A 24,258-nucleotide genomic window follows, 5' to 3' on the forward strand; every position below is an offset into this window, starting at 1 on the left:
CCACTAAAGTTCTTATATGAACGAAACCGGGCGCCCGCAAGACTTTTCGATGACCAACCCCCGAGCTGATCGGGTGAGGGATGTCGCCAAGCTTGCCGGGCGCCCGGCGCGTTTAAAACGCGGACGCTTCCTCGCGGAGGGTCCGCAGGCGGTACGCGAGGCGTTGAGCCTGCACCGTGAGCGCACCGCGGCGGGAGGTTCCGCCGTCGTGCATGAAGTTTTTGCCAGCGAAGCGTGCCTGGACCGCCTCCCGGAGCTTGCAGACCTCGCGCAGGGTACGCCGCTCCGGCTGGCAAGCGACGAAGTTTTGGCTGCCATGGCGGATACGGTCAACCCGCAAGGGATTGTGGCGGTCTGTAGTTTTGTGGACGTGACCCTGGAATCAGTGCTGGACGCCAGTCCGCGCTTGATCGCGGTCATGTGCCAGGTACGGGACCCCGGCAACGCAGGCACGGTCCTTCGCGCAGCGGATGCCGCCGGTGCCGACGCCGTGGTTCTGACGGGTTCCAGCGTGGACATCTACAACCCCAAAGCTGTCCGATCCACCGCCGGTTCCTTGTTCCACCTCCCAGTGGTGCTTGGAGTCGATGTTGAGGATCTGGTGGTGCGCTGCAGGGAGCGCGGTATCGGTGTCCTGGCCGCGGACGGCTACGGAACCGTCAACCTGGACAAACTCCAGGACGAGAATGCTGCCCGGAGGCTCGGGAATGATTCTGTAGCCTCTGAGTACGCCCTTGAGGCGCCTACAGCGTGGCTGTTCGGCAACGAGGCTCAGGGTTTGTCAGACGACGAGCTGTCGCTGGCAGACCACCGCGTGGCTGTGCCGGTCTACGGGGCGGCCGAGAGTTTGAATCTGGGCACGGCGGCCACCGTGTGCCTCTACGCCAGCGCGCGTTCCCAACAGGGCGCCACTGTGGGGAATGTGTAAACAGTGCATCGCCGGGTACGGTAATGCTTGCGAGATCAGCCGATGACGACTCTTCTTGTCTCTTTCCTCAGTTTCCCTATCCCGAAGAGGTGAAGCTTTCGTGGCTGCAGGTGGCGGTACAAAAGCGATCGTGGCGGCTCTCGCCGCCAATCTGACCATTGCCGTTTTGAAGTTCATAGCATTCTTCCTGACGGCGTCGTCGTCCATGCTCGCCGAAGCCATCCACTCGGTGGCGGACTCCGGCAACCAGCTCCTTCTGCTGGTGGGCGGCAAGCGCGCCAAGCGGGCCGCCAGCCCGGAGCATCCGTTTGGCTACGGCCGCGAACGATACATCTATGCGTTCATCGTTTCGATCGTGCTGTTCAGCGTCGGCGGCCTTTTCGCCCTGTACGAAGCCTGGGAGAAGTTCCAGCACCCGCACGGCATCGAAGGTGACTTCTGGTGGGTTCCGCTGGCTGTCCTGGTGGGTGCCATCCTTGCTGAGTCGTTCTCTTTCCGCACGGCCATCATCGAATCCAACCACATCCGCGGCAAGCAGTCCTGGGTCAAGTTTGTCCGCAACGCCAAGCAACCCGAACTTCCGGTGATCCTTCTGGAGGACTTTGGCGCGCTCCTGGGCCTGTTGTTCGCACTCTTCGGCGTGAGCATGACCCTGGTCACGGGCAATGGTGTGTGGGATGCTCTGGGCACCGCCATGATCGGACTTCTGTTGGTGGCCATCGCTGTGGTCCTCGCGTTGGAAACCAAGTCCTTGTTGTTGGGGGAGTCGGCTACCAAAGAGGACGTCCAGCGCATAACCGACGCTTTGGAAGCGGGCGGCACCCGCATTATCCACCTGAAGACCCTGCACCTGGGGCCTGAAGAGCTGCTGGTTGCCGCGAAAATCTCCATGGGAGCCTCTGAGACCGGTGAAGAGATTGCCAAGGGGATCGACGACGCGGAGCAGCGGATCCGCGCGGCCGTCCCCATCGCGAGAGTCATCTACCTGGAACCCGACATTGAGAGGGTCCAAGCCCCGCAGGCCTAGGGGTACCTCGCCAACTGTTTAACAAAAATGGGCTCCGCAGGTGCGGAGCCCATTGTCGTTTCACTTTGGCTATTCAGGCTTTGCTGCCTGGGACACTGAGGATCGGATCAGGTGGCGAGTGGTCGTTTGCGTTCCAAGAGGCCGCTGAGCAGGGCCACGCCCAGGCCCAGAATGGCCAGTACCGCGCCTACAAGGGCGGGCGCTACGTAGCCCCAACCCCACGCGATCACGGTGCCACCCAGGAAGGCTCCGAGGGCGTTGGCGATATTCAGGGCCGAGTGGTTCAGCGACGACGCCAGGGATGCGGCTCCCGGGGCAGCGTCCAGAAGCCGGGTCTGCAGTGCGGGGGTCAGCATCGAACCGACGCCTCCCACAACGAACGCCATGATGAACGCCGCCCATGCCCAGTGCGCCGCAATGGCGTAGACCACCAGGGCTACGGCGATGCCCGGCATGACCCAGTAGATGGTGCCCATGACGGATTTGTCGGCGATGCGTCCGCCCACGATGTTGCCCACCACCATGCCCAGGCCGTAGAGGGCCACGACAGCTGGAATCAGGCTCTCGGGGATTCCAGCCACCGAGGTCATGGTGTGGGCAATGTAGGTATAAACGGCAAAGAATCCGCCGAAGCCGATGATGCCGATGAGCAGGGCCAGCCACACCTGCAGGCGCTTGAGGGCACCAAGTTCACGACGGATGCTGGCGTCCGGGTGGGCTGCTTCGAAGGGCACGAACTTCCACACCATGGCAACGGTCACGAGCCCGATGGCACCAACAATGATGAAGAGAAGCCGCCAGCCAAAGGTTTGTCCCACCCAGGTGGCCAAGGGCACGCCGATAACGTTGGAAACTGTGAGGCCGGCCATCACCATGGAGATCGCCCACCCGCGCTTGGTTGGAGCAACGAGCCCGGCGGCGATGACGGCGGCCACGCCGAAGAAGGCCCCGTGCGGAAGTCCCGAGGCGAAGCGGGAGAGCAGCATGAAGCCGTAGTCGGGTGCGATGAAGGATGTCAGGTTCGCCAGTGAAAGGAACAGCATGAGTCCCAAGGCGAGGTGCTTCTTGGGGAGCTTTGCCCCGAAGGCGGCGAAGATCGGTGCGCCGATGACCACGCCAAGGGCGTAGGCCGAGATCAGGTTTCCTGCCTCGGGTGTGCTGATGCCGAGTCCCTCCTCCACTTCCTTCAGGAGGCCCATCATGGCGAACTCGGTGGTACCTATGGCGAACCCGCCCATGGCCAGCGCCAGAATGGCCAGGCCAAGGTGGCGCCTTGTTGCTTTAACGGCGGTGGGCGGGGACACGGTGGTAGTCATAAACCTATTTCTTGAGGGTGCCTTGCGGGCTGGGGGAATGTGGAGAAAATCCGATATCAAGTTTAGTCCCGTGGCTTGTCCTTGACGCAGGAATGTGACGATGCCCATCAAACGGCCGCCCCTAGACTGGGGGAGTGACTGCACTGATAAACGTTGTTGGCGCTGCGATCGTCGACTCCCTCGAAGCACCCACCCGCCTTCTTGCTGCGCGCCGCTCAGCACCACCGCAGTTTGCCGGTATGTGGGAATTTCCCGGGGGCAAGGTGGAAGCCGGGGAGACTGCCGAGGCAGCCCTGCACCGCGAATTGGCCGAAGAGCTTGGCATTGAGGTTCAGCTGGGACACGAGTTGGAGTCAGGTCAACCGGAAGGGTGGGTCCTGAACGAACGGGCCGCCATGCGGGTCTGGTTTGCGGAACTGACAGCCGGCGAGCCCGCTCCGCTGGAAGACCACGACGAACTGCGGTGGGTGTCACTGCTGGGCGGCGACGAGGCTCTGAGCCTTCCCTGGATCCCGGCGGACTTCCCCATTGTCAGGGCTCTGCTGGACCGCGTAGTCGCACCTGCTTAAGAGGGTCAGCTTAGAACAGTGGCTGCTGTCCAGGAAGTGTGCCTGCGCCCACTTCAGGGGCAGAAGATTCCCGCGCCGGGCGGGCGTTGCGGTGGCTGAATCCTGAGGTCCGGGTGTAGCCGTACTTCGCTTTGAAGTGGGTGATGCGGCCGGTCAGCCAGGTGCTGTATTCCTTGGATACGTAAGAGCCTTGGCCGTAGAGGCGGCGGTACTTGCCTACGAGTTCGGGGTGCTGGGCCGCCAGCCACTGCATGTACCACTCCCGCGTTCCTGGCTTCAGGTACAGCGCTCCGGCGGTGACGCCAGTGGCGCCGGCTTTGGCGAGTTCGCTGAACAAGGAATCGAGGGCCTCGTCAGAGTCCGTCAGCCACGGCAGGATGGGCATCGCCATGACGCCGCAACCCAGTCCAGCATCCCGGAGCCGGGAAATCAGTTTGAGCCGCGCCCTGGGCGAAGGGGTGCCGGGTTCCACAAGCTCAGCGAGATCTTCATTGGTCATGGCGAGCGAGATTCCGAGGTCCACTGGCACCATGGTGGCAGCGTGCTTGAGCAGGGGGATGTCCCTCGCCAGCAGGGTGCCCTTGGTCAGGATGGAGAATGGTGTGCCCGAGTCCGCCAGTGCCCGGATGATTCCGGGCATCAGGGCGTAGCGGCCTTCGGCGCGTTGGTAGGGATCGGTGTTGGTCCCCAAGGCCACCTGATGCCGTTCCCAGGACGGTTTGGCGAGTTCCCTGCGGAGGACTTCGGCTGCATTGATCTTGACCACCACTTGGGAATCGAAGTCACGCCCGGCGTCGAACTCCAGGTAAGTATGGCTTTTGCGGGCAAAGCAGTAGACGCACGCCTGGCTGCAGCCGCGGTAAGGGTTTACCGTCCACTCAAACGGCATGGCAGAACCCGAAGGCACCTTGTTGAGCACTGACTTTGCGGTGACCTCATGGAAGGTGACTCCGGAGAATTCGGGTGTTGAGATGGAACGCACCAGCCCGGCCAGCGGCAGCAAGGCATCCATGGCCGGGGCAGGGCCTGGAGCTGACATGCCGCCATCGTCGGACGCCGGCCCACGGTTGGGTGAAAGTGCTTGTGCGTCCCATCTCATGGACTCCATTCGAAGGTATGTTCGAATAAATGTCAAGGACCCCCACAGCGAATTGCCACAAGCCGCGGGCTGGGCGTTGCTAAGGTTGGCCCATGATTCTGCTGACTGGCTTCGAACCGTTCGGCCGGGACGATGTCAATCCGTCCTGGCTCGCCGTGCGCCGCGCACAGGACATCCTCCGGGCTGAAGGCCTGGCCGTCGAAGCCCGGGAATTGCCGTGCGTTTTTGGCGAGTCAGCCCAAACACTCAGCGAGGCAATAGCCACCACTAGGCCAGCGCTCGTGATCTGTGTGGGCCTGGCTGGCGGACGCGCACGGATATCCCTGGAACGAGTGGCGATCAACTGCGATGACGCCCGGATCCCCGACAACAAGGGCCAGAAGCCTGTGGACGAGGAAGTGGTCCCCGGCGGCCCGGCAGCGTACTTCTCCACCTTGCCCATCAAGGCTGCGTTGCGGGACCTCCAGATTGCTGGAATCAAGGGCGAAGTTTCGCAGTCGGCAGGAACCTATGTGTGCAACCACCTTTTCTACGCCTTGATGCACCTGCTGGCATCGAGCCCAACCATCCGCGGCGGCTTCGTGCACATCCCCTATCTCCCGGAACAGGTGTCCCCGGAAAGCGATACCCCGTCCATGCCCCTGGAATCCATGGCGGAGGGTCTTGCCGTCGTGGTACGGACGGCCTTACGGACGCAAGTGGACGCTGCCTTCAGTGCTGGCGCCCTCCACTAGAGAAGTTCCCATTCCACGGTGACGCTGGCCGTGACGGAGGACTCTCCGGCCTCAACAGGCATCGATTCAGCGGAGAACGATGCCCTGACCATCCCGCCCAAGGGGATGGGGGCGCCATGTGCGGGCTCCTGGGCAATGGATTTCACCTGCCCCAGCCGGGCAGAAGCCAGCGATGCGTACTGTTGTGCACGGGCCAGTGCGTCCAGCCACGCCGCTTCCTGTGCCTGTGCGGTCACCGAGGTTGAATCGGCGAAGCCTTGCTCGATCCCATTGATCCTGATGTCGTCGCCACCGGCCGCAACGGCGGCCCCGATGGCTGCCGGTGCATCAGCGTGCGAACGAATTCCCACCTGCAGGGTAGTGGATGCTACATATGCCGTGACCTTCTGGCCTTGTCCTTCCACCCACACCAGCTCCGCCCGAAGGTTCAGGCCGCTGGTCCGCAGGTCGACGTCGGTGACGCCGCCCTCGCGCAAACTGGCCGCGACAGCCCCGGCCGCCTGACCGGCGTCGTCATAGGCCTTGGCGGCAGTGTCCCGGCGCGTTTCCACGCCGAGCGTCAAAGTGACCATGTCCGGAACTGCTGTGGCGCTCGCAGTCCCCGTAACAGTGATGGTGCGTTTCATGAGGCCTCGATTCCGTTGCCGGCAGGTTTGTCCCGCCGATGGTGGTCAGTGTCAATGTATCCGCCGGCCGCGAGCCCCGCCTGGCGCTCGAAGAAGTTGTTCGACGCCGGGTTGCCGCTGCGGAGCATGGACCAGCCGGCGGCGATGCCGTAGAGGGCAAGGAACGGCAGGCCCAGGCAATAGGCGTATTGGGTGCTGTGCCGTTCCTCGTGCCCCAGCAGCACGGCATCGCTGCCTGCCATCCCGTGGGGTGCGCGGTACAGAATGACGTTGCCCAGCGTGAACGCCCCGGCGTGAGGGAGCTTCCAGCGATAACCAGCCGCGATCAGGAGTCCGCGCGGCCCGCGCGACACCGTGGTTCGGGATGCGACGGCGACCATCAGTCCCAGCGGCGTGGACAGGTTCGCGACATTGGCGAGCTGTCGTAAGCGTTGCGCGGGTGTCATGAGGCCAATGCTAGACCCGCCGTGTATGGCACGGCGCGGACGGCAAGGTTACGCTGATCGGGCACCCGCCGGTGCAGGGGGAACCACTATGGGGGAAGAGGATTAATGAACGCGAAACGCGCCATGGGCGTCATCGGTGTCCTGATCGCGGTGATGGTGGCTTTGACCGGTTGCGTCAAGCTCAACATGTCCGTCAAGGTCAACAACGAAAAAAGCGTGGACTACGAGGTTGTCTACGCCATCCAAAAAGCCGTGCTGGGGGATAAGACCTTCGACGAGTTCATGGAGTCGAACGGAAGCGGCGGCGAAATGGACATCCCCGAAGGTTCCACGGTGGTGGACTACGAGGACGAGAAGTACAAAGGCAAGCGCATCACCGCAGCCAATCTCGATCCTGCCAAGCTCGCAGAATCTTCCAGTTCCGAAAATCCCTTCCAGTTGAAGAAGGAAGGCGACTTCTACGTCCTCACCATGGGTGGCGTGACAGGTGCCGACAATGGGGATCCGTCGGCGTCAAACATGGCAAAGTCCATGTTCGACGAAGCCTCCGTCAAGTTCACCTTCCCGGGCAAGGTTGTTGAGGCCCAGGGTGCCACTGTGGAGGGGAACACCGCGACGTTCGACATGTTGTCCGTGAAGGAATCAGTGGTCCAAGCCAAGGCCGAAGCCAATGCGGGCGTCCCGATGTGGATCATCTGGATCCTGGTGGCCGTGCTGGTGATCGCCGCTGGGTTGGTGCTCCTGTTCGTGCTGCTGCGCAGGAAGGCCGCGCAGCAAACGCCCGCGCTCGCAGGTGCTGCGCCCTACGCCCAACCGGCCGACGCGCTCCACCCAAGCGCCTACCCCCAGCAACCAACGCAGTCACCTCAAGCGGACTGGGCAGGGCAGGGCTACACCCCGGGTGCGCCGCCGGCCCAGGTGCCGCAGCAGCCTGTTCCCCAGCCCCCAACGCAGCAGCCGCCCGCGACGCCACCCGTCCAACGGTACGACGACGGTCAGTCGCCACCGCCGCCGCCGGCACCGCCCGCCTAGGGTCGGAGGGCACTCATGGCGACTTCCGTCGTCGTGCCGTTCACATAGCGGGACGCGCCTTGCTGGGTTAAATCCCGTCCGTGACGTTCAACTAGACTGGAGGGTAGTGCCTGCCGCCCGCGGCAAGCACTGCCCTTTCGTTTTGAAGGCCTGCCTTGCCGGCCGCTCCCTACTCGTAGCTAAGAACAGTAGATGACTGACACTTTGCCAGGCGCTGCCATCCCGAACCCGCTGGATGAAGCCGCTATCACCGCCGCCGTCGAGGACGCCATTGCCGCAATAGCGGCAGCCTCCTCCCTCGAAGAACTCAAGGCTGTCCGCCTCGCCCACACCGGCGAGAAGTCGCCATTGAGCCTGGCCAACCGTGAAATCGGTGGGCTCGCCAAGGAGCACAAGGCTGCGGCCGGCAAGCTCATGGGGTCCTCCCGTGGCCGCGTCAACCAGGCGCTCGCAGCCCGGACCGAGGTTCTGGAAGCAGAGAACGACGCCCGCATCCTGGTAGAAGAAACTGTGGATGTGACGGCCGCTCCGCGTCGTCGCCGGGCAGGTGCGCGCCACCCGCTGTCCACGTTGCAGGACCGCGTCTCGGACATCTTCGTTGGCATGGGCTGGGAAATCGCCGAAGGGCCCGAGGTGGAGTCCGAGTGGTTCAACTTCGATGCTTTGAACTTCAAGCCGGACCACCCTGCCCGCGAAATGCAGGACACGTTTTTCGTAGAGCCTCCTGAGGCGCACTTGCTGATGCGTACCCATACATCGCCCGTGCAGGTCCGCTCCATGCTGGAACGTGAAGTTCCCATCTACGTGCTGTGCCCCGGCAAGGTGTTCCGCACTGACGAACTCGATGCCACGCACACGCCCGTCTTCCACCAATTCGAGGGTCTTGCGATTGACAAGAACCTGAGCATGGCGGACCTGCGCGGCACGTTGGAGCACTTCGCCCGCCAGATGTTCGGCGACGAAGCTTCCATCCGGCTGCGCCCCAACTACTTCCCGTTCACGGAGCCTTCCGCCGAACTGGACATCTGGCACCCGGGTGCCAAGGGCGGTCCCCGCTGGATCGAGTGGGGTGGCTGCGGCATGGTCAACCCCAACGTCCTCCGGGCGGCCGGGATCGATCCGGACATCTATTCAGGTTTTGCTTTCGGCATGGGCATCGAGCGCACGCTCATGTTCCGCAACGAGGTCGGCGATATGCGCGACATGATCGAAGGCGACGTACGTTTCAGCGAGCACTTCGGGATGGAGATCTAACAGTGCGTATCCCACTTTCCTGGCTGCGTGAATTCGCGCAGGTTCCGGCCGATGCTACGGCCGAAGACGTCATGGCTGACCTGGTCAAGGTTGGCTTTGAAGAAGAAGAAGTCCACCGTCCCACGGATGAACTGACCGGCCCTGTTGTGGTTGGCCAGGTTCTGAGCCTGGTCAAGGAACCGCAGACCAACGGCAAGACCATCAACTGGTGCCAGGTCCGCGTCGTTCCCGAGGGTCAGGAGCAGACCCTCACCGGCAAGGGCATTGATCCTTCCGGCGTGCAGGGCATCATTTGTGGTGCGCACAACTTCGTTGAGGGCGACAAAGTGGTTGTCACCCTCCCCGGCGCAGTGCTGCCTGGAAACTTCCAGATCTCTGCGCGCAAAACCTACGGTCACCTGTCCGCGGGCATGATCGCTTCCGTCCGTGAGTTGGGCATAGGCGACGACCACGACGGCATTCTGGTCCTCTCAAGCATCGGCCTGGACCCGGAAATCGGCACCGACGCGATGGAACTCCTGGGTCTCTACGATCAGGCAGCGGAAATCAATGTCACCCCGGACCGCGGCTACGCCTTCTCCATCCGTGGCGTAGCGCGCGAGTACGCCCACGCCACCGGAACCACCTTTGTGGATCCGGCGTCGAAAGTCACGGCTCCGGCCACCCTGCAGGGTGGCTACGGCGTCAAGCTCAACGACGACGCTCCCATCTACGGCAAGCCGGGCTGCGATCGCTTCGTGGCCCGCACGGTCCGTGGTGTGGATGCTTCGCGTCCCACGCCGCCGTGGATGTCCGCCCGCCTTCGATTGGCCGGCGTTCGGTCCATCTCGCTTCCGGTTGATATCTCCAACTACGTGATGCTGGAGCTCGGCCAGCCGAACCACTGCTACGACCTCGACAAGCTCGCGGGCGACATCGTGGTGCGTCGTGCCGTGGCGGGGGAGAAGATCACCACCCTCGATGACAAGGAGCGCACGCTCGACGTCGAGGACCTGCTGATCACTGATGATTCGGGTGCCATCGGCATCGCCGGGGTCATGGGCGGTGCCCACACTGAGGTGTCCGATTCCACCACCAACATCCTGGTGGAAGCCGCCCACTTCGACGAAGTGTCGATCGCCCGTTCCCGCCGCCGCCACAAGCTGCCGTCCGAGGCTTCCAAGCGCTTCGAGCGCGGGGTGGATTGGCACGTCGCCAACATTGCCGCCCAGCGTGTGGTGGACCTCCTGGTGGAGCTCGCCGGTGGCACGGCAGATGAGGCCGGGACCGACGTCGGAACCGCTCCTGACGCGGTCACCATCGAACTGCCGGCAGAGTTCGCCGCTGCCCGGATCGGCATCGACTTCACTGAAGAGCAGATCACCACCTCGCTGGTGGACCTTGGGGCCACCGTGGAGAAGACCGCCACTGGCTACCTGGTGACGGCTCCAAGCTGGCGCAACGATCTTGAAACCAAAGAAGACCTTTCCGAGGAAATCGCGCGGCTGGTGGGCTATGACAACATCCCGTCCACCCTTCCGGTGGCGCCTCCGGGCCGTGGCCTGAGCCGCAGCCAGCAGCAAAAGCGCCGGGTTGTCCAGGCGCTGGCTGATGCCGGACTTACCGAGGTGCTGTCCTACCCCTTCGTCTCCAAGGCAGCCAACGACACGTTCGGTGTTGCTGCTGAAGGAGCGGCGCGTCCGGCGTTGAAGCTGGCGAACCCGATCAGCGAAGAGCAAGGTTTCCTTCGCACGTCCATCCTGCCGGGCCTGATCGAGGTTGCCCGCCGTAATCACTCGCGCGGATTCCGCGATCTTGCACTTTATGAGGCCGGTTCGGTCTTCCTCCCGGGCGAAACGCTGGGCACGGATTCCATTCCGCCGCTGGGCGTCAAGCCTGCCGATGAGGTTCTGGACGGACTGTACGACGGCGTTCCCCACCAGCCGCTGCACATCGCCGCTGTTCTCACCGGCCATGATTCGCCGGCCGCGGCTACCCATACGCCCCGTGCGTGGGATTGGGCCGACGCTCTGGACGTTGCCCGACTTGTCGCCGACGTGTTGGGTGTTGAACTGGTAGTTGGCCAAGGTAGTCACCAAGCCTTCCACCCTGGCCGTGCAGCCCAGCTCGCACTGCGCAACGGGGACGTTGTTGGATACGCCGGAGAGCTTCACCCCAAGCTCCTGGCTGCGCACGACATGCCGGCACGCTCCGTGGCACTTGAGGTCAACGTGGAAGCGTTGTTCGAAGCTGCTGCGGACGTGATTGTGGCCAAGCACATCTCAGGGTTCCCTGTAGCGACGCAGGACGTTGCCTTGGTTGTCCCGCAGGACGTGCCGGCGGACCAGGTCCTCTCGGCACTGCGTGAAGGTGCCGGCGAACTCCTCGAAGACGTCGCGTTGTTCGATGTCTACGTGGGTCCTGGCATCGAGGAAGGCAAGAAGTCACTGGCCTTCGGCCTCCGCTTCCGTGCGGATGACCGCACGCTGACGGCGGATGAGGCTTCCGAAGCCCGTGCCGCCGCCGTTGCTGTTGCCGCCGAGCGCTTCGGAGCCGTCCAGCGCTAGCACTCCGTTTATCGAGTGAATCCCCGGGACCTGATGGTTCCGGGGATTTTCTTTTTATTGAGATAGAGCTCCCAGCATCTTGACAGACCATTCACGCATGTATGACAGTTTTGTCATGCACATGTGAAACATGTGTATCACATCCCTCGCACGGTTCTCTCTGAGCCGTCCCTTGAAAGGTACCCATGAAGAAGCAGAACGTTGCTTTGCTTGTTGGAGCTGCAGTGATGGCTCTGACGTCCTCGCTTGGTGGAGCCGCTGTCGCGTCAGAGTCGACGCCGCAAGTAGCCGCTGCCGAGGTCCAACCTGTTTCGCACACTGTGGACCCGTCGCAGGCTTCGGGATCCACCGCGTCGCCGCTGGCAGACAAGTACACGATTGCCGCACCTTCCAAGAATGGCGGAGCGTCCACGGACTCAGTCATTGGTGCTGATGGTCGCGTCCGCATCACCAACACCACGGCGGCACCGAACAGGTCCATCGTTCAGATCGAGTTCAACGGCGGCTACATCTGCTCGGGTGCCTTGATTTCCGACGACACTGTGCTGACGGCGGGTCACTGTGTCCATGAGGGTGGAACGGGCTCCGAGGCCGACTACTCCTGGGGTGTCAAAGTGGCGCCAGGCCGCAATGGCTCGACGGACCCCTACGGTACCTGTGGTGCTACCAAGATCTACACCGATCAGCGGTGGATTGATGCTGCCAACACCAACGCTGACTGGGGCGTCATCAAGCTTGACTGCACCATCGGCAACACCACTGGCTGGCTCAACTACACCGGCACCACGGCAAGCCTGAACGGCACCAGCACCACAGTCCGTGGCTACCCGGGGGACAAGGCATTCGGCACCATGTGGTCCATGACCGGTCCCATTGAGAGCACCACCACCGAAAAGGTCTACTACAAGATGGACACTTTCGGCGGCCAGAGCGGCGCGCCCGTTTACAACAGCTCCAACACCATCATGGCCATCCACACAAACGGCGGCAGCTCCAACTCCGGTACCCGTATCACGCCCACGCTGGCGAACTACCTGACATCGGTGAAGTAGCCCAGTTGAGTTAACCCACCACCAAGTGTTCCCCGCAGCGTCTTCATGGCTGCGGGGAACACTTGCTTTGGCGAATAGGAGCCCGCCAGGCACAAGCTACATTTTGCAGGGGACAAAGTTCTCTATGGGGTAACGGGTGTGTGGATTGGACCGCGGGCGACCTTCCCTTGGCTGACCACGTTCTTGGCCTAGGCACCACCCACCCCTGTTAGTAACAAGTACTCCTGCCGAATGTTACATACCCATCTGATGCACGGTATTGACGGTGATTGGTTACAGCGGGCGACTCCTGTGCCTGAGCCAGGATTGGATCTGCATATGGACGGGATCTCGCAGTAGCCTCGGAACGCAGGGCCGTTCGGTGACAACGTTTCCTAGCGGAATTTGCCTTCAGGGTCGGCAAAGCAGCGGGTATTCCCACCGAGGGTAATGCCGTATTTTCCGGTGCCGAATCCCATGACAAATTTGCCGGGGCCGGACACGTCGGTGCTTCTGTTGAAGTTCGGGCTATCGTCGGTTTCTTGTTTGACGGTAAATCCGGTGGCCTCGAACAAGGTCTTGACCTTGTCGTGCAAAGCGTCCATTTCTTCCCGGCTCAGCGGACTCCTACTGGTATCGAAAGAGACCTGAGTGCCTTCCGTGCCGAGGGGACGATCACAGACCCACCCTGCTTTGCCTGGTGTGACTTTCGTCCAGCCGCCCGGGGCGAGAGCTTGAATCTTGTTGAAGAGTTCAAGGTACTCTGTTCGGGCTTCTTCCGGGTCCATGGCCTGCTCCGCGGTGCTGGTAGGTGGGTTGGTGCTCGGCGTTGCCGCGCACCCTGCAAGAGTGAGAAGAAGCATTGCCGCGGCGGGAAGGACGCGCCAGTACCGGCGGCGGTGCAGGATCGTCATCGTTTCCTACCGGAATTTGCCTTCCGGGTCGGGAACGCAACGGGTATTTCCGCCGAGGGAGATGCCATATTTGCCGGTGACGAATCCCATGACGAACTTGTCGGGGCCGAACACGTCCGTGCTTCTGATGAAGTTTGGGCCACCATCGGTCTCTTGCTTGACGGTGAACCCGGTGGCTTCGAAAAGTGTCTTGACCTTGTCGTGAAGAATGTCCATTTCTTCCCGGCTCACCGGGTCCCGATGGAGATCAATTGAGAATTGCGTGCCGTCAGACCTGTCCGGGAGCCGGCAAACATCGCCTTTGATGTCAGGGGGGATCACAACACCCCAGTCTCCTGGGGCTAGAGCTTGGATTTGGGTGAAGAGGTCGAGGTATTCCTTGCGGGCTTGTTCTGGGTCCATGGTTTGCTCCGCGGTGCTGGTAGATGGGTTGGTGCTTGGCGTTGTCCCGCACCCTGCAAGGGTGAGAAGAAGGATCGCAGCGGCGGGAAGGACGCGCCGGCATGGGGCAGGGGTTTTGGTTGTCATCGTTTCGCATTCGTGAGTTGGTCGACCAGGCCCAGGGCGATCCTGGCCTGGTTTTTACTTGACTCGGTTCTCCTGTCGAAGTACCCGTAGATGCCGTCCGTGCCACCGGTTTGTCCGTCGTGGGTTTTCGTGGGGTGCTCGATGGCACCATCAGATCCTGTGGTGCCAGCCGAGCCCATGCCCGACCTCAGCTACGTGGTCCCAGTCGTAGGTTCCCCGGTAAACGGTGCCGCCGGGGTTCAGGTGGAGATCGTTCACGGAGGTCACGTTATCAGGGGCTCCAACGTCCCCAACGAGAACGAGGTTATCGACCGGCAGCTCGGTTTTGGCTGCTTCCATGGCCCCGAGGGAACCCATGGAGTGCCCGATAGCTGTTGTCATGGCAGTGTTGTCGAGGTCCTGATGAACGGCGTTCACCCCTGTGACATAGTTGCGAAGGGCAGCCCCCACGACTTTTGCCTGGTCGTTGCTGAACACACCCAGACCCTGGGCCGGCTCAACTCGGGCATCGGGTCCAGGACCATGGTGGCGACTGTCACTGATGTTTTCGCGATGTCACCGGAGAGCAGTTGCTGTTTACGGATATTGTCGCGTTGCTGCCAGGCATCCATGTTCTTTTGCCGGGCTTTCTCTTGCTATGCCCTGTGCTTGGCCTCGCCGACATCCTCGGCCAGAGCCGCGAGGACACCTGCCAGCTTGCCGCGATCATCGGACCTGATGCCGCAGGCGTCCTTGAACAAGCGCCCGTAGCCGCCGTTGAAGTCCTGCACTGCCTGCTCCACGGCCCCGTACAGGAAGCCTCCCTCGGCACGCAGAACCTCGTCGGCGGAGTTCGCGGCACTGATCAGCGCGTCGCCGCGCCGTCATCAAGCAATTCCCATGCCCGCCCCCAAACCAGAACAATAAATCCAACGACTAGCATAACCGCTGTTTGTTCCGATCGGAGGTTCATGTCTTCTCCTTCGAACTCGACGCACTCCTGCCTGCACTGCTGGAACCAACTCTTCCCAACCCCACGCCTGAGTTTTGGTGGCCGGAGGACCGGGCGTGGGTTGTTTGGACTGACTGGGATCTGCTGGGATCCAAGGTCTTCGGCAGTAAAGAACTGATCGAGTCCCTTCGGCGGCACCCCGACCTCGAAACACTGGACTGGTTCCCGGTTCGAGCAGACCGCCAAACGCCCCTGGATCCTGTCAGGGAACAGCGAGCCTGAGTCGTGCTCGTGGACTGACCTGGCCGCCACCAAGAATGCCTGACAGGAGATGCTTCTCGTCTGTGAGGGAGCTCCGGTGTTAGGGCGGTCGAATGTTGGTCGATTTCTCGCTGCGGTGGAGCGCCCAAACATTCGTGGAGAATAGGCGGATGGACGGGGCATACGTTGTCGATTCAGTGACGAGCGAGACCGCGCCTTGGGTTCATGCGGCGACCCTGGAGCAGGCTCAGTTCGTGCGCCAGGCGCTCAGAGGAGCTGACGTTCTGGTTGTCGACTTGGATGGATCCAAAATGCCCACCCTGGATCAGCTCTTCGCAGAGTACAAGCAGAATTTTTCATTTCCGGACTACTTCGGTGGGAACTGGAGCGCCTTTGACGAGTGCCTGAAAGACTTGGAGTGGCTCCCTGTACGACGGTATTTGACCATCATCAGCCACGGTACGTCTGCTGCTCTGCACTTTCTCTGGACAGCACCAAACTCACCTGCTGAAAGGGGAGAGCTGAGGGTGTCGTCGGTAGACAAAAAGCCGGCTTAGATGTCCGTAATCGGACTTTTCTCTGTACAGAATGCCGCGGGTGGTTGCCTCGGCAGCGTGAGTCTTGCAGTTACCCGATTTGGGCATGGACACGGGGCGATGGCAGAGTCGTTTGAAGCCTCACAGAAGGGGAAATCCACCCATAGCTGATGCGACATTGGGCTGGGGACTTAGCCGTGAGAGGAGGGCATGATGCAGAATCCGGTGCTTGACCTGCGGAGGCTCGATGAGACGCCCGGCGCAGGAGACGCGCTTGAACTGCTCGGCCAGCTGGCCCTCGAGCGCGCCCTCCGCTACGCCAACCCCGCAGACCGTGAAGAGTTCATTGCAGGGCGGGTGGCCTTGCTGGACTTTGCCGCTGCGCTCCTCGAAGTGGATCCTGCTCGACTCGTTCCTGACTATCGCTGTCCGCGGTGCGGCCCCGGCCAGGACCATGGTCGCCCTGGGTTCATGCTCGACGGCGGCCCCGCACCTCTGGCGCTCAGCGCCTCCAGAGCGTCGGGCTGGGTGCTGCTGGCCGGCGTCGTACATCCTCCCGAAGAGCTCCGGCTGGGGGTGGACCTTGAATCGACTGGCAAAGCAACCTTCGAAGGCTTCGACGACGTCGCGCTGACCGAAACCGAGAAGCATTTCCTGGCGTCACTGCCGGAGCGTGAACAGACCAAACAGAGAGCGCGCCTGTGGGCACGCAAAGAGGCGTGGCTGAAGATGACGGGGGAAGGCCTGAGGCGCAACCCCGCAGAGCTGGAGGTGCTGGACCTGCCAGGCCTGCGTGATGTCACGGAAAGGGCACTGCCTGACGATTTGGTCGCAGCCCTGGCCCTCGGCTAACGCGCTGAAGGCAGAGGAGGAAGCGCGGCCTCGTAGAGCCATGGCCGGAGAATCGAGACGCAATCAAAGCCCGGAATGAACGAATCCGCGGCCTCAATGAACGCGTCCGTGGACACCGAGCTGTGCCGGTTGGTGGCCGTCCAGTGCTGCAGAAATCCGAAAAACGCCTCGTTGCCGGCCGCGATCCGCACGGCATGGACGGCCAGAGCTCCGCGCTTGTAGACGCGGTCATCGAACATCAGCTCCGGACCGGGGTCTCCGATCAGCAGATCCTGAGGCCCGGCGTCGAGCCTTTTCCACGCCGCCGTTGCCCGCGCAGCAACAGTCATGGTCCGGGATTCTTCGGACCACAGCCACTCCGCGTAGCAGGCGAAACCTTCATGGAGCCAGATGTCTTTCCAACTGCTCACGGTCAGCGAGTTGCCAAACCACTGGTGGGACAGCTCGTGGGCGATCAGGCGCTGGGCATCCCAGGACTCGCGCATGTGGTTTCGGCCGAAGATGGAGACGGTCTGGGCCTCCAACGGGATTTCCAGTTCGTCTTCAGTCACTACCGAGGTGTAGTCAGTGAACGGGTAAGGGCCGAAGCAATCCTCGAAGGTCCGCATCATGTCAGGCTGGCGTCGCAGACCTTGAAGAGCATCCACCGCCATCTCGGGCGTGACTGCTACGAACTGCGGCACCCGGTGATGGGTGTCGTCAACGTGCAGGGGAACCTTGACGTAGCGGCCGATCTGCACGGTAGCGAGGTAGGTGGCCATGGGTTCAGCGTGTTCGTAGACCCAGGTCTCCCTGCTCGACTTGCGGGAATGGGAGATCAACGTGCCGTTGCACACCGGCCGGTAGTTGTCGTCGGTGGTCACGGAAATGAGGAAGCTGGACTTGTGGCGGGGATGGTCATTGCAAGGGAACCAGGAGGCCGCGCCGTTGGGCTGGCCAGCGACCAGGACGCCGTCGTTCAGTTCTTCCCACCCCACATCGCCCCACAGGCCGCGGCGCGGCTGGGGATTGCCGTCATAGCGGATCTCCAAAGAGAACTGCTGGCCGGGCCTCAGCGGGGACGCGGGCGCAAGCACCAGATGCTCCGCCCGATGGCTGAACTTCTGGAGCTTCTTGCCATCCAGCTGGACCTTGCTGGCCCGCAGGCCCACCAGGTCAAGGACAACCTGCGCCAGGGGTTCCAACGCTGTGCATCGCAGGACCGCCTTGCCGATCAGCTTGTTGCTGCCCAGCCTGACATCGAGATCCAACTCGTACCGGTCCACACGGTAGCTGGTGCTGCCGTGGTCCAAAGTGTAGGGGTCGGCTTCGGTCATGGGGGTGGGGATTGGTGCGGCCATATCCGTCCAATCTACTTGAGGCGCGGCGCTTGTGCTGACGGACCCACCCACGGGCTCACCGGGTTGCCCATCCAGTACGTTCCGGCCGGCACTGTCTCACCACGCATAACCAACGACGCCGGACCAACAGTTCCGCCGTCGCCGATGCTGGCGGCGGGGAGGATGACGCCGTGCGGACCCATGGTGGCTCCGTTACCGAGCGTCACTGTGTCCAGGCTCATCACGCGGTCGTGGAACAGGTGCGTCTGAACGACGCAGCCACGGTTGACGGTGGAGTTCTCACCGAGCGTCACGAGGTCAGCTTCGGGCAGCCAATAGCTTTCACACCAGGTTCCACGGCCGATCTTCGCTCCGAGGCCGCGAAGCCACCACACCAAGGCCGGAGTCCCGGCGGCGGAGCGGGCAAACCACGGAGCGCTCACCATCTCGATAAAGGTGTCCACTACCTCGTTGCGCCAAATGAACGAGCTCCACAGGGGGTGTTCGCCTGAACGGATGGTGCCCACCAGAACCCATTTGGCCACGATGGAGCTGAGTGCTGCTGCTGCTCCTGCTGCCAGCATCACCACGCCACCCAGGACTGCCGCGAGCCAGTAGCCCCACCCACGTGCGATCCAGTCCAACACCAGCATCACGCTGACGGCGATAGCCACTGTGAGGATGACCGGTATCAGGCGGCACAGTTCCCAGAGCGCCCTCGCGATCTTCAGCTTGAGGGCAGGGCGGAAGGTACGGGTCTGATCGGCATCGACAGCGGTGCGGCGCAACCTGACAGGCGGACTGCCAAGCCACGAGGTGCCGGACTTTGCTTTGGCGGGCGTGGCAGACAGCACTGCTACGAGGGAATTCTTGGGCACGTTCCGTCCTGCGGCGGTCATGCCTGAGTTGCCCAGGAAGGAGCGCTTACCGATCTTGGCCGGCGCGATTTTCATCCAGCCGCCGCCCAGTTCGTAAGAGGCCACCATGGTGTCGTCAGCCAGGAAGGCGCCGTCACCGATGGTGGTCATTTTCGGAACCAGCAGGACGGTTGAGGCTTCCACGTTTTTCCCGACCTTGGCTCCCAGAAGGCGCAGCCAGATCGGTGTAAAGAGGCTTGCGTACACCGGGAAAAGAAGGTCCCGTGCCATGTCCAGGAGTCGTTCGGTAGCCCAAACCTGCCACCCGATACGGCTGCGCACCCGGTAGTAACCCTCTTTCAGTCCCAAGCCGAGGAGCCTGGCAACAATCAGAATCAGCACCAGGTTGCCCAAGAACCACACGAGGGCAGCCAGGGGAACGGCCAGGGCAATCTGTGGAAGAGCTGTCTCCAACGACTCGTGGCCTTGGATGAACGCCAGGACCACCAGGGCGCCGGCGAACGCCGAAACATAGGGGATAAGAGCCAGCAAAGCCGAAGCGCTGGCAAAGGCGGAGAACCAGAGCCGGTCAACCACGGGCCGCCTGGTGATTGTTTCCGGCCATTCGTGCTTGGCTTTTCCGCGGCGCTCCGCGGGGGAGCCGGCCACAAGGTGTCCGGCTTTCACTTTGCCCAGCACAGCGGATCCAGCGTCGACGTGGGCGCCCGCGCCGATGGTGGCTCCGGGCATCAGGGTGCTTCGGGCGCCGACTACTGCACCGGCTCCCACATGGATCTGGCCGATGTGGACGGAATCACCGTCAACCCACCAGCCGGAAAGGTCCACTTCGGGCTCGATGTTGGCTCCGCTGCCCAAGGACAGGAGACCGGTGACCGGCGGCAGCGAGTGCAGGTGGACGTCCTTGCCGATCTTGGCTCCGAGGGCCCGTGCGTAGTAAGGGACGAATGGGGCGCTGGCAAGACCGATGGCGCCCGACAGGTCTTGTATTTGCTCGGCCAGCCACAGTCGCAGATGGGTCTTGCCTGAACGCGGGTAGGTGCCGGGTTGGATCCTGCCAAGCAGCACCTTGGCTGCAACCACTGAGATCGCCATCCGGCCCAAGGGGCTGACAAAGATCAGCCATGACGCCGCGATCCACCACCAAGACACCACGGGTGCGGCGGCAAATCCGGCGAAGTCTGCCAGCAGCCTGTTGGCGGCCATGAGGTAGGTAAGCCAACGCATTCCCACCAGGATGTGCAATGGCACGCCCATCAGGACCTGGAATATCTGCGACTTCAACGCGGTAGGGCGGACAGTGCGCTCAGCAGCGGGCCCCGGCACGCCGCCGTCGGGGAGTGATTGCCGGGCGGCATCGATCAACGCGCCTACGCGCGGCGTGGCATAGATGTCCGCGACGGTGACGGTGGGGTACCGGACACGAAGGGCGGAAACGAGTTGGGCCGCAGCCAAGGAACCGCCACCGTAGGCGAAGAAGTCGGCGTCGAGGGAACTCACGGGGCTGCCCAGCACCGCCTCCCACTGCTCAACCACCCAACGGGCGTCATCGGGCAGGTTCAGCGGGGCGTTCCCGGCCTCGGTGGCGCCGGCTTCCGCCAGCGGCCAAGGCAATGCGTGACGGTCGACTTTTCCGCTGGTCTTGGTGGGGAGCGAATCCACCACGGTCAGCAGGGGGATCAAAGCGGCCGGAAGGCTTTCGCCCAACAGGCGGCGTGCCTCGTCCATGGACACGTCATGGCCGTCAACGGGGGCCAGGTATCCAACAAGGATCTGGTTGCCGGCGGCCGTGGTCTGCACTGCTGCAGCCGCGCCGGCGACACCAGGCAAAGACTGCAGTGCTGCATCCACCTCGCCCAGTTCGATCCGGCGTCCTCCGAGTTTGACCTGTTCGTCGGCACGGCCCATGAAGATCAGGCCTTCGGCTTCAAAGCGCACCAGGTCACCCGATCGGTAGGCCCGGTCCCATCCCAGCGTTGCCATCGGAGCGTACTTCTCGGCATCTTTGGCAGGATCGAGGTAGCGGGCCAGCCCCACACCTCCGATGATCAGTTCACCGATCTCACCTTCGGCTACCGGGACGCCTTGAGGATCGACGACGGCGAGGTCCCAGCCGTCCAGTGGCAGCCCGATCCGCACGGGGCCGGGTCCGCCCAGCGGAGCGGCGCAGGCGACGACGGTTGCCTCTGTGGGCCCGTACGTGTTCCACACTTCACGGCCGTCCACCGCCAAGCGTTCAGCGAGTTCGGGAGGGCATGCTTCACCGCCGAAAATCAGGAGGCGGACGTTTTCGAGTGCTTCGGCAGGCCACAGCGCAGCGAGGGTGGGCACGGTGGAAACCACGGTGATGCCGTGGTTGATGAGCCAGGGACCCAGGTCCATTCCGGTTCGAACAAGGGCTCGCGGTGCCGGTACCAGGCAAGCACCGTGGCGCCAGGCAAGCCACATTTCCTCGCAGGAAGCGTCGAAGGCCACCGAAAGGCCGGCCAACACCCGGTCCTGGGGTCCAATGGGCTCGGCTTGAAGGAAGATCCGGGCCTCGGCGTCAACAAACGCGGCCGAGGAGCGGTGTTGGACAGCAACGCCCTTGGGGGTTCCTGTGGATCCCGAGGTGAAGATGATCCAGGAGTCGTCCTCCAAGCCGGGGGTGGAAGGCAAGGAGACGGGTTCCCGTGCATCGCCGGAAAGGTGGATGTCCAGGCCCGCAGCGATGATGGCGCCCACCTTGGCTTCGCCAAAAACCAAGCGGGCGCGTTCGTCGGGGTCATCAGCATCCACGGGAACGTAGGCGGCCCCGGCCATAAGGATTCCCAGGATGGCAATGTAGAGCTCGTTGGTGCCGGACGGGATCCGGACGCCGATCTTGTCGCCGCGGCCAAGACCGGCAGCATTGAGCTGGGCAGAAAATCCCCGGACGGACTTGAGGAGATCGGTGTAGCTCAAGGACTGGTGCCCGTCGTCCAGGGCCGAGGCCTCAGGGAATGACGATGCGGTTTCTGTCAGGATGTCAACGAGGGTGCGCTCGGCCGGGGCGGCGGCGCCTCCCGGTAACTGGGGGCGGTATGTGGTCAAGGCAGGCGTATGCCCGGCCCCCAAAGGATGTTCTGTGCTCACGTTCGTCAGCTTTCCGCAGAAAGATGAACAAAAGGTGTCCGGCGTTTCCTGCGCGTCAGACTTTGTTGCACTGTTGTTTGCCTGCAGGTCACTGGCAGTTGGGAACCGGGCATGGGCAGTTTAGGGAACCAGCAGGACTTTGCCGGTGGTACGGCGGCCTTCGAGGTCCCTGTGCGCTTGGGCTGCTTCCGCCAGTGGGTACGTTGCGCCCACCCTGACAGCGAGGGTGCCGTTGGCGGCGGCGTCGAAAATCTCGGCCGAGCGCCACCTGCGTTCCTGCGCGTTCTGCACAAAGTGCCCCATGGTGGGCCTGGTCAGTGTGAGTGATCCGGCTGCATTCAAACGCTGGGGATCGAAGGGCGGCACGGGCCCGGATGCAGCGCCGAAAAGCACCATGGCGCCGCGGATGCGCAGGCTCTTCAGGGAATCGTCAAACGTGTCCTTGCCAACGCCGTCGTACACCACGTTGACGCCTTCGCCGTCAGTGAGTTCGCGGACCTTGTCAGCGAATCCGTCGTAGCGGAGTACCTCGTCGGCGCCGGCAAGAGTGGATAGATCGGCCTTTTCGTCCGAGGACACGGTAGTGATCACACGGGCTCCGCGGGCCTTCAGCAGTTGCGTCAACAGCAGGCCAACGCCACCTGCGCCTGCGTGAAGCAGAACGGTGTGGCCCGGCTCAACCCGGAAAGATGAGTTCATCAGGTAATGGGCGGTGATGCCCTGCAGCGGCAGGGCTGCGGCGGTGTGATCGTCGACGCCGTCAGGAACCGGAAGTGCCTTGCCCGCCTCCACCACGGCGTACTCTGCGTACGTCCTGGACCCCTCGGCCGTGGCAACCCGGTCACCAACGGAAAATTCTTCGACACCTTCGCCAACGGCCTCCACCGTGCCGGCGGCCTCAGCGCCCGGGGTGAAGGGGTATTCCACCTTGTAGGTGCCGCTGCGTTGGTAGGTCTCAATGAAATTGACCCCGGCAGCTGCGACCTTGATCAACAGCTGGCCGGGGCCAGGTTTCGGTGTTTCCACAGATGCGTACTCGAGGACCTCAGGTCCTCCGGGCTGCTGTGCAACGATGGCGTGCGTCATGGTGGCTCCTCACTCCGGGGCGGTCCTTCCGGTGCCCGGTTTCAGATTCCATCCTAGGGAAGTTGGGGCTTCCCTTGTTGAACGCCTAGAAGCGTCCGTGCGTCGAAGCTACCGGGCAGTCGAAGCCGCGGCCTGCTGCAAGGCCCACATCATTGAGGTATCTGACCACGATGCCGTAGGACTGCATCAGTGTGGTTTCGGTATAGGTAATGGAGTGCTTGGCGCAGAACTCGCGCACGATCTTTGTGGCCTTGTACAAATGCGGGCGAGCCATGTCTGGGAACAAGTGGTGCTCCACCTGGCGGTTGAGTCCACCCAGGAGGAAGTCCATGAAGAGGCCACCGGAGATATTCCGCGAGGTCAGGATCTGGCGGTTGAGGAAGTCAACGCGGCTGTCCTTGGGGAGAACGGGCATGCCCTTGTGGTTCGGGGCGAACGAGGCTCCCATGTAGAAGCCGTAAACCATGATCTGGACACCCAGGAAGGCGAACGCCATGCCGATGGGCAGGAAGGTGAAAGCCAGAACCGGGAGGGCGGCAAGCCTGGTCACGAGGATGGGCGTCTCCACCCAGCGGTGACGTACTTTCTGCTTGCCGAAGACAAAGCGAAGGGAGTCGAACTGCAGGCTCAGGCCCAGGAGCGTCAGGAGCGGGAAGAAGAACCAGCCCTGCTTCTTGGTGAGGAAAGCCAGGCGGCCCTTACGTTCGGCTGCAGCGTCCTCGTAAAATACCAAGGCGTTGTTGCGGATGTCAGGGTCCTTGGAGATGACGTTGGGGTGATTGTGGTGGGCACCGTGCTTCTGTTCCCACCAGGAGTAGCTGATGCCGGCAACGCCGGTGGCCAGGAGGCGGGCGGACCAATCGTTGGCGCGCCGTGAAGCGAAGATCTGCTTGTGACCTGCCTCGTGGGCAAGAAAGCTAAGCTGCGTGCACAGGATGCCCACGGCGGCGGCGATCAGGAGCTGGTACCAGGAATCGCCGATCAGTGCGAAGCCGAGCCAGGTGCCGGCCATGAGCAGAACCAAGGCCACGAAGACCCAGATGTAGAAGCCGCTGCGGCGTTCAAGGAGTCCGGCTGCCTTGACGCTCTTGAGGAGCTCTGAATAGCTCTGGACGACGGGATTTGGTTGAATTGCGCGAGCTTTGGGGCGCTCAGCGGTGGACGTGGGTGACATAAATGTGCCCCGTATCGCTAACGGGCAACGCTGCAGCCGACGTTCGGACTGCACGGTCTG

The 24,258-nt window shown here is 62.6% G+C and carries 23 protein-coding genes; 11 read left to right on the forward strand and 12 right to left on the reverse strand.

All coding sequences use genetic code 11. The features are described 5' to 3' along the window. The first annotated feature begins 16 nt into the window (after positions 1 to 16). Both RQH14_RS16635 and RQH14_RS16640 read left to right on the forward strand, forming a co-directional pair. Positions 17 to 928, forward strand: coding sequence for an RNA methyltransferase (locus RQH14_RS16635; protein WP_311214257.1), 912 nt, complete (start codon positions 17 to 19; stop codon positions 926 to 928). Positions 929 to 1,028: 100 nt separating this feature from the next. Then, on the forward strand, positions 1,029 to 1,955 hold the full coding sequence (locus RQH14_RS16640) for a cation diffusion facilitator family transporter (protein WP_311214258.1): 927 nt from the start codon (positions 1,029 to 1,031) through the stop codon (positions 1,953 to 1,955). Positions 1,956 to 2,062: 107 nt separating this feature from the next. Here the strand turns inward: RQH14_RS16640 and RQH14_RS16645 are convergent, their stop codons facing one another. Beyond that, a complete protein-coding gene (locus tag RQH14_RS16645; RefSeq protein WP_311214259.1) occupies positions 2,063 to 3,271 on the reverse strand; it encodes an MFS transporter in 1,209 nt (402 codons plus the stop codon). 134 nt (positions 3,272 to 3,405) lie between these two features. Between RQH14_RS16645 and RQH14_RS16650 the strand changes: the two genes are divergently transcribed. Continuing rightward, positions 3,406 to 3,840 carry a (deoxy)nucleoside triphosphate pyrophosphohydrolase gene (locus RQH14_RS16650; RefSeq protein WP_311214260.1) on the forward strand — a complete coding sequence of 145 codons (435 nt, stop codon included), beginning with the start codon at positions 3,406 to 3,408 and terminating at the stop codon, positions 3,838 to 3,840. Between the two features lie 10 nt (positions 3,841 to 3,850). On the opposite strand, the gene RQH14_RS16655 is transcribed toward RQH14_RS16650, so the two are convergent. Beyond that, positions 3,851 to 4,939, reverse strand: coding sequence for an Rv2578c family radical SAM protein (locus RQH14_RS16655; RefSeq protein WP_311214261.1), 1,089 nt, complete (start codon positions 4,937 to 4,939; stop codon positions 3,851 to 3,853). Between the two features lie 92 nt (positions 4,940 to 5,031). On the opposite strand from RQH14_RS16655, the gene pcp reads away from it, so the two are divergent. Next, complete coding sequence (gene pcp / locus RQH14_RS16660) at positions 5,032 to 5,673, forward strand: pyroglutamyl-peptidase I (protein ID WP_311214262.1); 642 nt, start codon at positions 5,032 to 5,034, stop codon at positions 5,671 to 5,673. Here pcp and RQH14_RS16665 read toward each other — a convergent pair. Both RQH14_RS16665 and RQH14_RS16670 read right to left on the reverse strand, forming a co-directional pair. Further along, a complete protein-coding gene (locus tag RQH14_RS16665) occupies positions 5,670 to 6,299 on the reverse strand; it encodes an SIMPL domain-containing protein (RefSeq protein ID WP_311214263.1) in 630 nt (209 codons plus the stop codon). The genes pcp and RQH14_RS16665 overlap by 4 nt on opposite strands. Beyond that, the gene (locus RQH14_RS16670) at positions 6,296 to 6,745 is read right to left on the reverse strand and encodes a hypothetical protein (protein ID WP_311214264.1); all 450 of its coding nucleotides are present in this window, start codon (positions 6,743 to 6,745) and stop codon (positions 6,296 to 6,298) included. The genes RQH14_RS16665 and RQH14_RS16670 overlap by 4 nt, the downstream gene beginning before the upstream one ends. 105 nt (positions 6,746 to 6,850) lie before the next feature. Between RQH14_RS16670 and RQH14_RS16675 the strand changes: the two genes are divergently transcribed. From RQH14_RS16675 to RQH14_RS16690, 4 genes are all read left to right on the forward strand, one after another. Beyond that, complete coding sequence (locus RQH14_RS16675; RefSeq protein ID WP_311214265.1) at positions 6,851 to 7,777, forward strand: LppM family (lipo)protein; 927 nt, start codon at positions 6,851 to 6,853, stop codon at positions 7,775 to 7,777. Positions 7,778 to 7,969: 192 nt separating this feature from the next. Continuing rightward, positions 7,970 to 9,031 (forward strand): phenylalanine--tRNA ligase subunit alpha, encoded by a 1,062-nt coding sequence (gene pheS / locus RQH14_RS16680; protein WP_311214266.1) that lies wholly within the window; start codon positions 7,970 to 7,972, stop codon positions 9,029 to 9,031. A 2-nt stretch (positions 9,032 to 9,033) separates the two neighbouring features. Then, the gene (gene pheT, locus RQH14_RS16685) at positions 9,034 to 11,577 is read left to right on the forward strand and encodes a phenylalanine--tRNA ligase subunit beta (RefSeq protein WP_311214267.1); all 2,544 of its coding nucleotides are present in this window, start codon (positions 9,034 to 9,036) and stop codon (positions 11,575 to 11,577) included. Positions 11,578 to 11,762: 185 nt separating this feature from the next. Next, the gene (locus RQH14_RS16690; RefSeq protein WP_311214268.1) at positions 11,763 to 12,629 is read left to right on the forward strand and encodes a serine protease; all 867 of its coding nucleotides are present in this window, start codon (positions 11,763 to 11,765) and stop codon (positions 12,627 to 12,629) included. A 374-nt stretch (positions 12,630 to 13,003) separates the two neighbouring features. Here the strand turns inward: RQH14_RS16690 and RQH14_RS16695 are convergent, their stop codons facing one another. The 4 genes from RQH14_RS16695 to RQH14_RS16710 all read right to left on the reverse strand — a co-directional run bounded on the left by RQH14_RS16695 (position 13,004) and on the right by RQH14_RS16710 (position 14,820). Continuing rightward, the gene (locus RQH14_RS16695; RefSeq protein WP_311214269.1) at positions 13,004 to 13,396 is read right to left on the reverse strand and encodes a hypothetical protein; all 393 of its coding nucleotides are present in this window, start codon (positions 13,394 to 13,396) and stop codon (positions 13,004 to 13,006) included. 132 nt (positions 13,397 to 13,528) lie between these two features. After that, entirely contained in the window at positions 13,529 to 13,924 is a 396-nt protein-coding gene (locus RQH14_RS16700) for a hypothetical protein (protein WP_311214270.1), read from the reverse strand. A gap of 276 nt (positions 13,925 to 14,200) precedes the next feature. Further along, positions 14,201 to 14,527: an alpha/beta hydrolase gene (locus tag RQH14_RS16705; protein WP_311214271.1), complete on the reverse strand. Its 327-nt coding sequence runs from the start codon at positions 14,525 to 14,527 to the stop codon at positions 14,201 to 14,203. Positions 14,528 to 14,685: 158 nt separating this feature from the next. After that, positions 14,686 to 14,820, reverse strand: a complete 135-nt coding sequence (locus RQH14_RS16710; RefSeq protein WP_311214272.1) for a hypothetical protein — start codon at positions 14,818 to 14,820, stop codon at positions 14,686 to 14,688. A 161-nt stretch (positions 14,821 to 14,981) separates the two neighbouring features. On the opposite strand from RQH14_RS16710, the gene RQH14_RS16715 reads away from it, so the two are divergent. The 3 genes from RQH14_RS16715 to RQH14_RS16725 all read left to right on the forward strand — a co-directional run bounded on the left by RQH14_RS16715 (position 14,982) and on the right by RQH14_RS16725 (position 16,630). Beyond that, on the forward strand, positions 14,982 to 15,263 hold the full coding sequence (locus RQH14_RS16715) for a hypothetical protein (RefSeq protein ID WP_311214273.1): 282 nt from the start codon (positions 14,982 to 14,984) through the stop codon (positions 15,261 to 15,263). A gap of 92 nt (positions 15,264 to 15,355) precedes the next feature. After that, positions 15,356 to 15,799 (forward strand): barstar family protein, encoded by a 444-nt coding sequence (locus tag RQH14_RS16720; protein WP_311214274.1) that lies wholly within the window; start codon positions 15,356 to 15,358, stop codon positions 15,797 to 15,799. A gap of 189 nt (positions 15,800 to 15,988) precedes the next feature. After that, complete coding sequence (locus RQH14_RS16725) at positions 15,989 to 16,630, forward strand: 4'-phosphopantetheinyl transferase superfamily protein (RefSeq protein WP_311214275.1); 642 nt, start codon at positions 15,989 to 15,991, stop codon at positions 16,628 to 16,630. On the opposite strand, the gene RQH14_RS16730 is transcribed toward RQH14_RS16725, so the two are convergent. The 4 genes from RQH14_RS16730 to RQH14_RS16745 all read right to left on the reverse strand — a co-directional run bounded on the left by RQH14_RS16730 (position 16,627) and on the right by RQH14_RS16745 (position 24,198). Then, on the reverse strand, positions 16,627 to 17,970 hold the full coding sequence (locus RQH14_RS16730) for a M1 family metallopeptidase (RefSeq protein ID WP_311214276.1): 1,344 nt from the start codon (positions 17,968 to 17,970) through the stop codon (positions 16,627 to 16,629). The genes RQH14_RS16725 and RQH14_RS16730 overlap by 4 nt on opposite strands. Before the next feature lie 11 nt (positions 17,971 to 17,981). After that, the gene (locus tag RQH14_RS16735; protein ID WP_311214277.1) at positions 17,982 to 21,938 is read right to left on the reverse strand and encodes a Pls/PosA family non-ribosomal peptide synthetase; all 3,957 of its coding nucleotides are present in this window, start codon (positions 21,936 to 21,938) and stop codon (positions 17,982 to 17,984) included. A 120-nt stretch (positions 21,939 to 22,058) separates the two neighbouring features. Beyond that, the gene (locus RQH14_RS16740; protein ID WP_311214278.1) at positions 22,059 to 23,024 is read right to left on the reverse strand and encodes a quinone oxidoreductase; all 966 of its coding nucleotides are present in this window, start codon (positions 23,022 to 23,024) and stop codon (positions 22,059 to 22,061) included. An 85-nt stretch (positions 23,025 to 23,109) separates the two neighbouring features. Beyond that, on the reverse strand, positions 23,110 to 24,198 hold the full coding sequence (locus tag RQH14_RS16745; RefSeq protein ID WP_311214279.1) for an acyl-CoA desaturase: 1,089 nt from the start codon (positions 24,196 to 24,198) through the stop codon (positions 23,110 to 23,112). Between the last annotated feature and the right edge of the window lie 60 nt (positions 24,199 to 24,258).

The sequence above is a fragment of the Arthrobacter sp. WCS2018Hpa-7 genome (assembly GCF_031843805.1).
Taxonomy (GTDB): Bacteria; Actinomycetota; Actinomycetes; order Actinomycetales; family Micrococcaceae; genus Arthrobacter.

Bases quoted from the DNA above. Each gene is read 5' to 3' on its own strand.
- RQH14_RS16690 (WP_311214268.1), top strand. From the start codon at position 11,763: ATGAAGAAGCAGAACGTTGCTTTGCTTGTTGGAGCTGCAGTGATGGCT.
- pcp (WP_311214262.1), top strand. From the start codon at position 5,032: ATGATTCTGCTGACTGGCTTCGAACCGTTCGGCCGGGACGATGTCAAT.
- RQH14_RS16675 (WP_311214265.1), top strand. From the start codon at position 6,851: ATGAACGCGAAACGCGCCATGGGCGTCATCGGTGTCCTGATCGCGGTG.
- RQH14_RS16740 (WP_311214278.1), bottom strand. From the start codon at position 23,024: ATGACGCACGCCATCGTTGCACAGCAGCCCGGAGGACCTGAGGTCCTC.
- RQH14_RS16695 (WP_311214269.1), bottom strand. From the start codon at position 13,396: ATGGACCCGGAAGAAGCCCGAACAGAGTACCTTGAACTCTTCAACAAG.
- RQH14_RS16745 (WP_311214279.1), bottom strand. From the start codon at position 24,198: ATGTCACCCACGTCCACCGCTGAGCGCCCCAAAGCTCGCGCAATTCAA.
- RQH14_RS16725 (WP_311214275.1), top strand. From the start codon at position 15,989: ATGATGCAGAATCCGGTGCTTGACCTGCGGAGGCTCGATGAGACGCCC.
- RQH14_RS16655 (WP_311214261.1), bottom strand. From the start codon at position 4,939: ATGAGATGGGACGCACAAGCACTTTCACCCAACCGTGGGCCGGCGTCC.
- RQH14_RS16645 (WP_311214259.1), bottom strand. From the start codon at position 3,271: ATGACTACCACCGTGTCCCCGCCCACCGCCGTTAAAGCAACAAGGCGC.
- RQH14_RS16665 (WP_311214263.1), bottom strand. From the start codon at position 6,299: ATGAAACGCACCATCACTGTTACGGGGACTGCGAGCGCCACAGCAGTT.
- RQH14_RS16700 (WP_311214270.1), bottom strand. From the start codon at position 13,924: ATGGACCCAGAACAAGCCCGCAAGGAATACCTCGACCTCTTCACCCAA.
- RQH14_RS16730 (WP_311214276.1), bottom strand. From the start codon at position 17,970: ATGGCCGCACCAATCCCCACCCCCATGACCGAAGCCGACCCCTACACT.
- RQH14_RS16635 (WP_311214257.1), top strand. From the start codon at position 17: ATGAACGAAACCGGGCGCCCGCAAGACTTTTCGATGACCAACCCCCGA.
- RQH14_RS16720 (WP_311214274.1), top strand. From the start codon at position 15,356: ATGTTGGTCGATTTCTCGCTGCGGTGGAGCGCCCAAACATTCGTGGAG.
- pheS (WP_311214266.1), top strand. From the start codon at position 7,970: ATGACTGACACTTTGCCAGGCGCTGCCATCCCGAACCCGCTGGATGAA.
- RQH14_RS16670 (WP_311214264.1), bottom strand. From the start codon at position 6,745: ATGACACCCGCGCAACGCTTACGACAGCTCGCCAATGTCGCGAACCTG.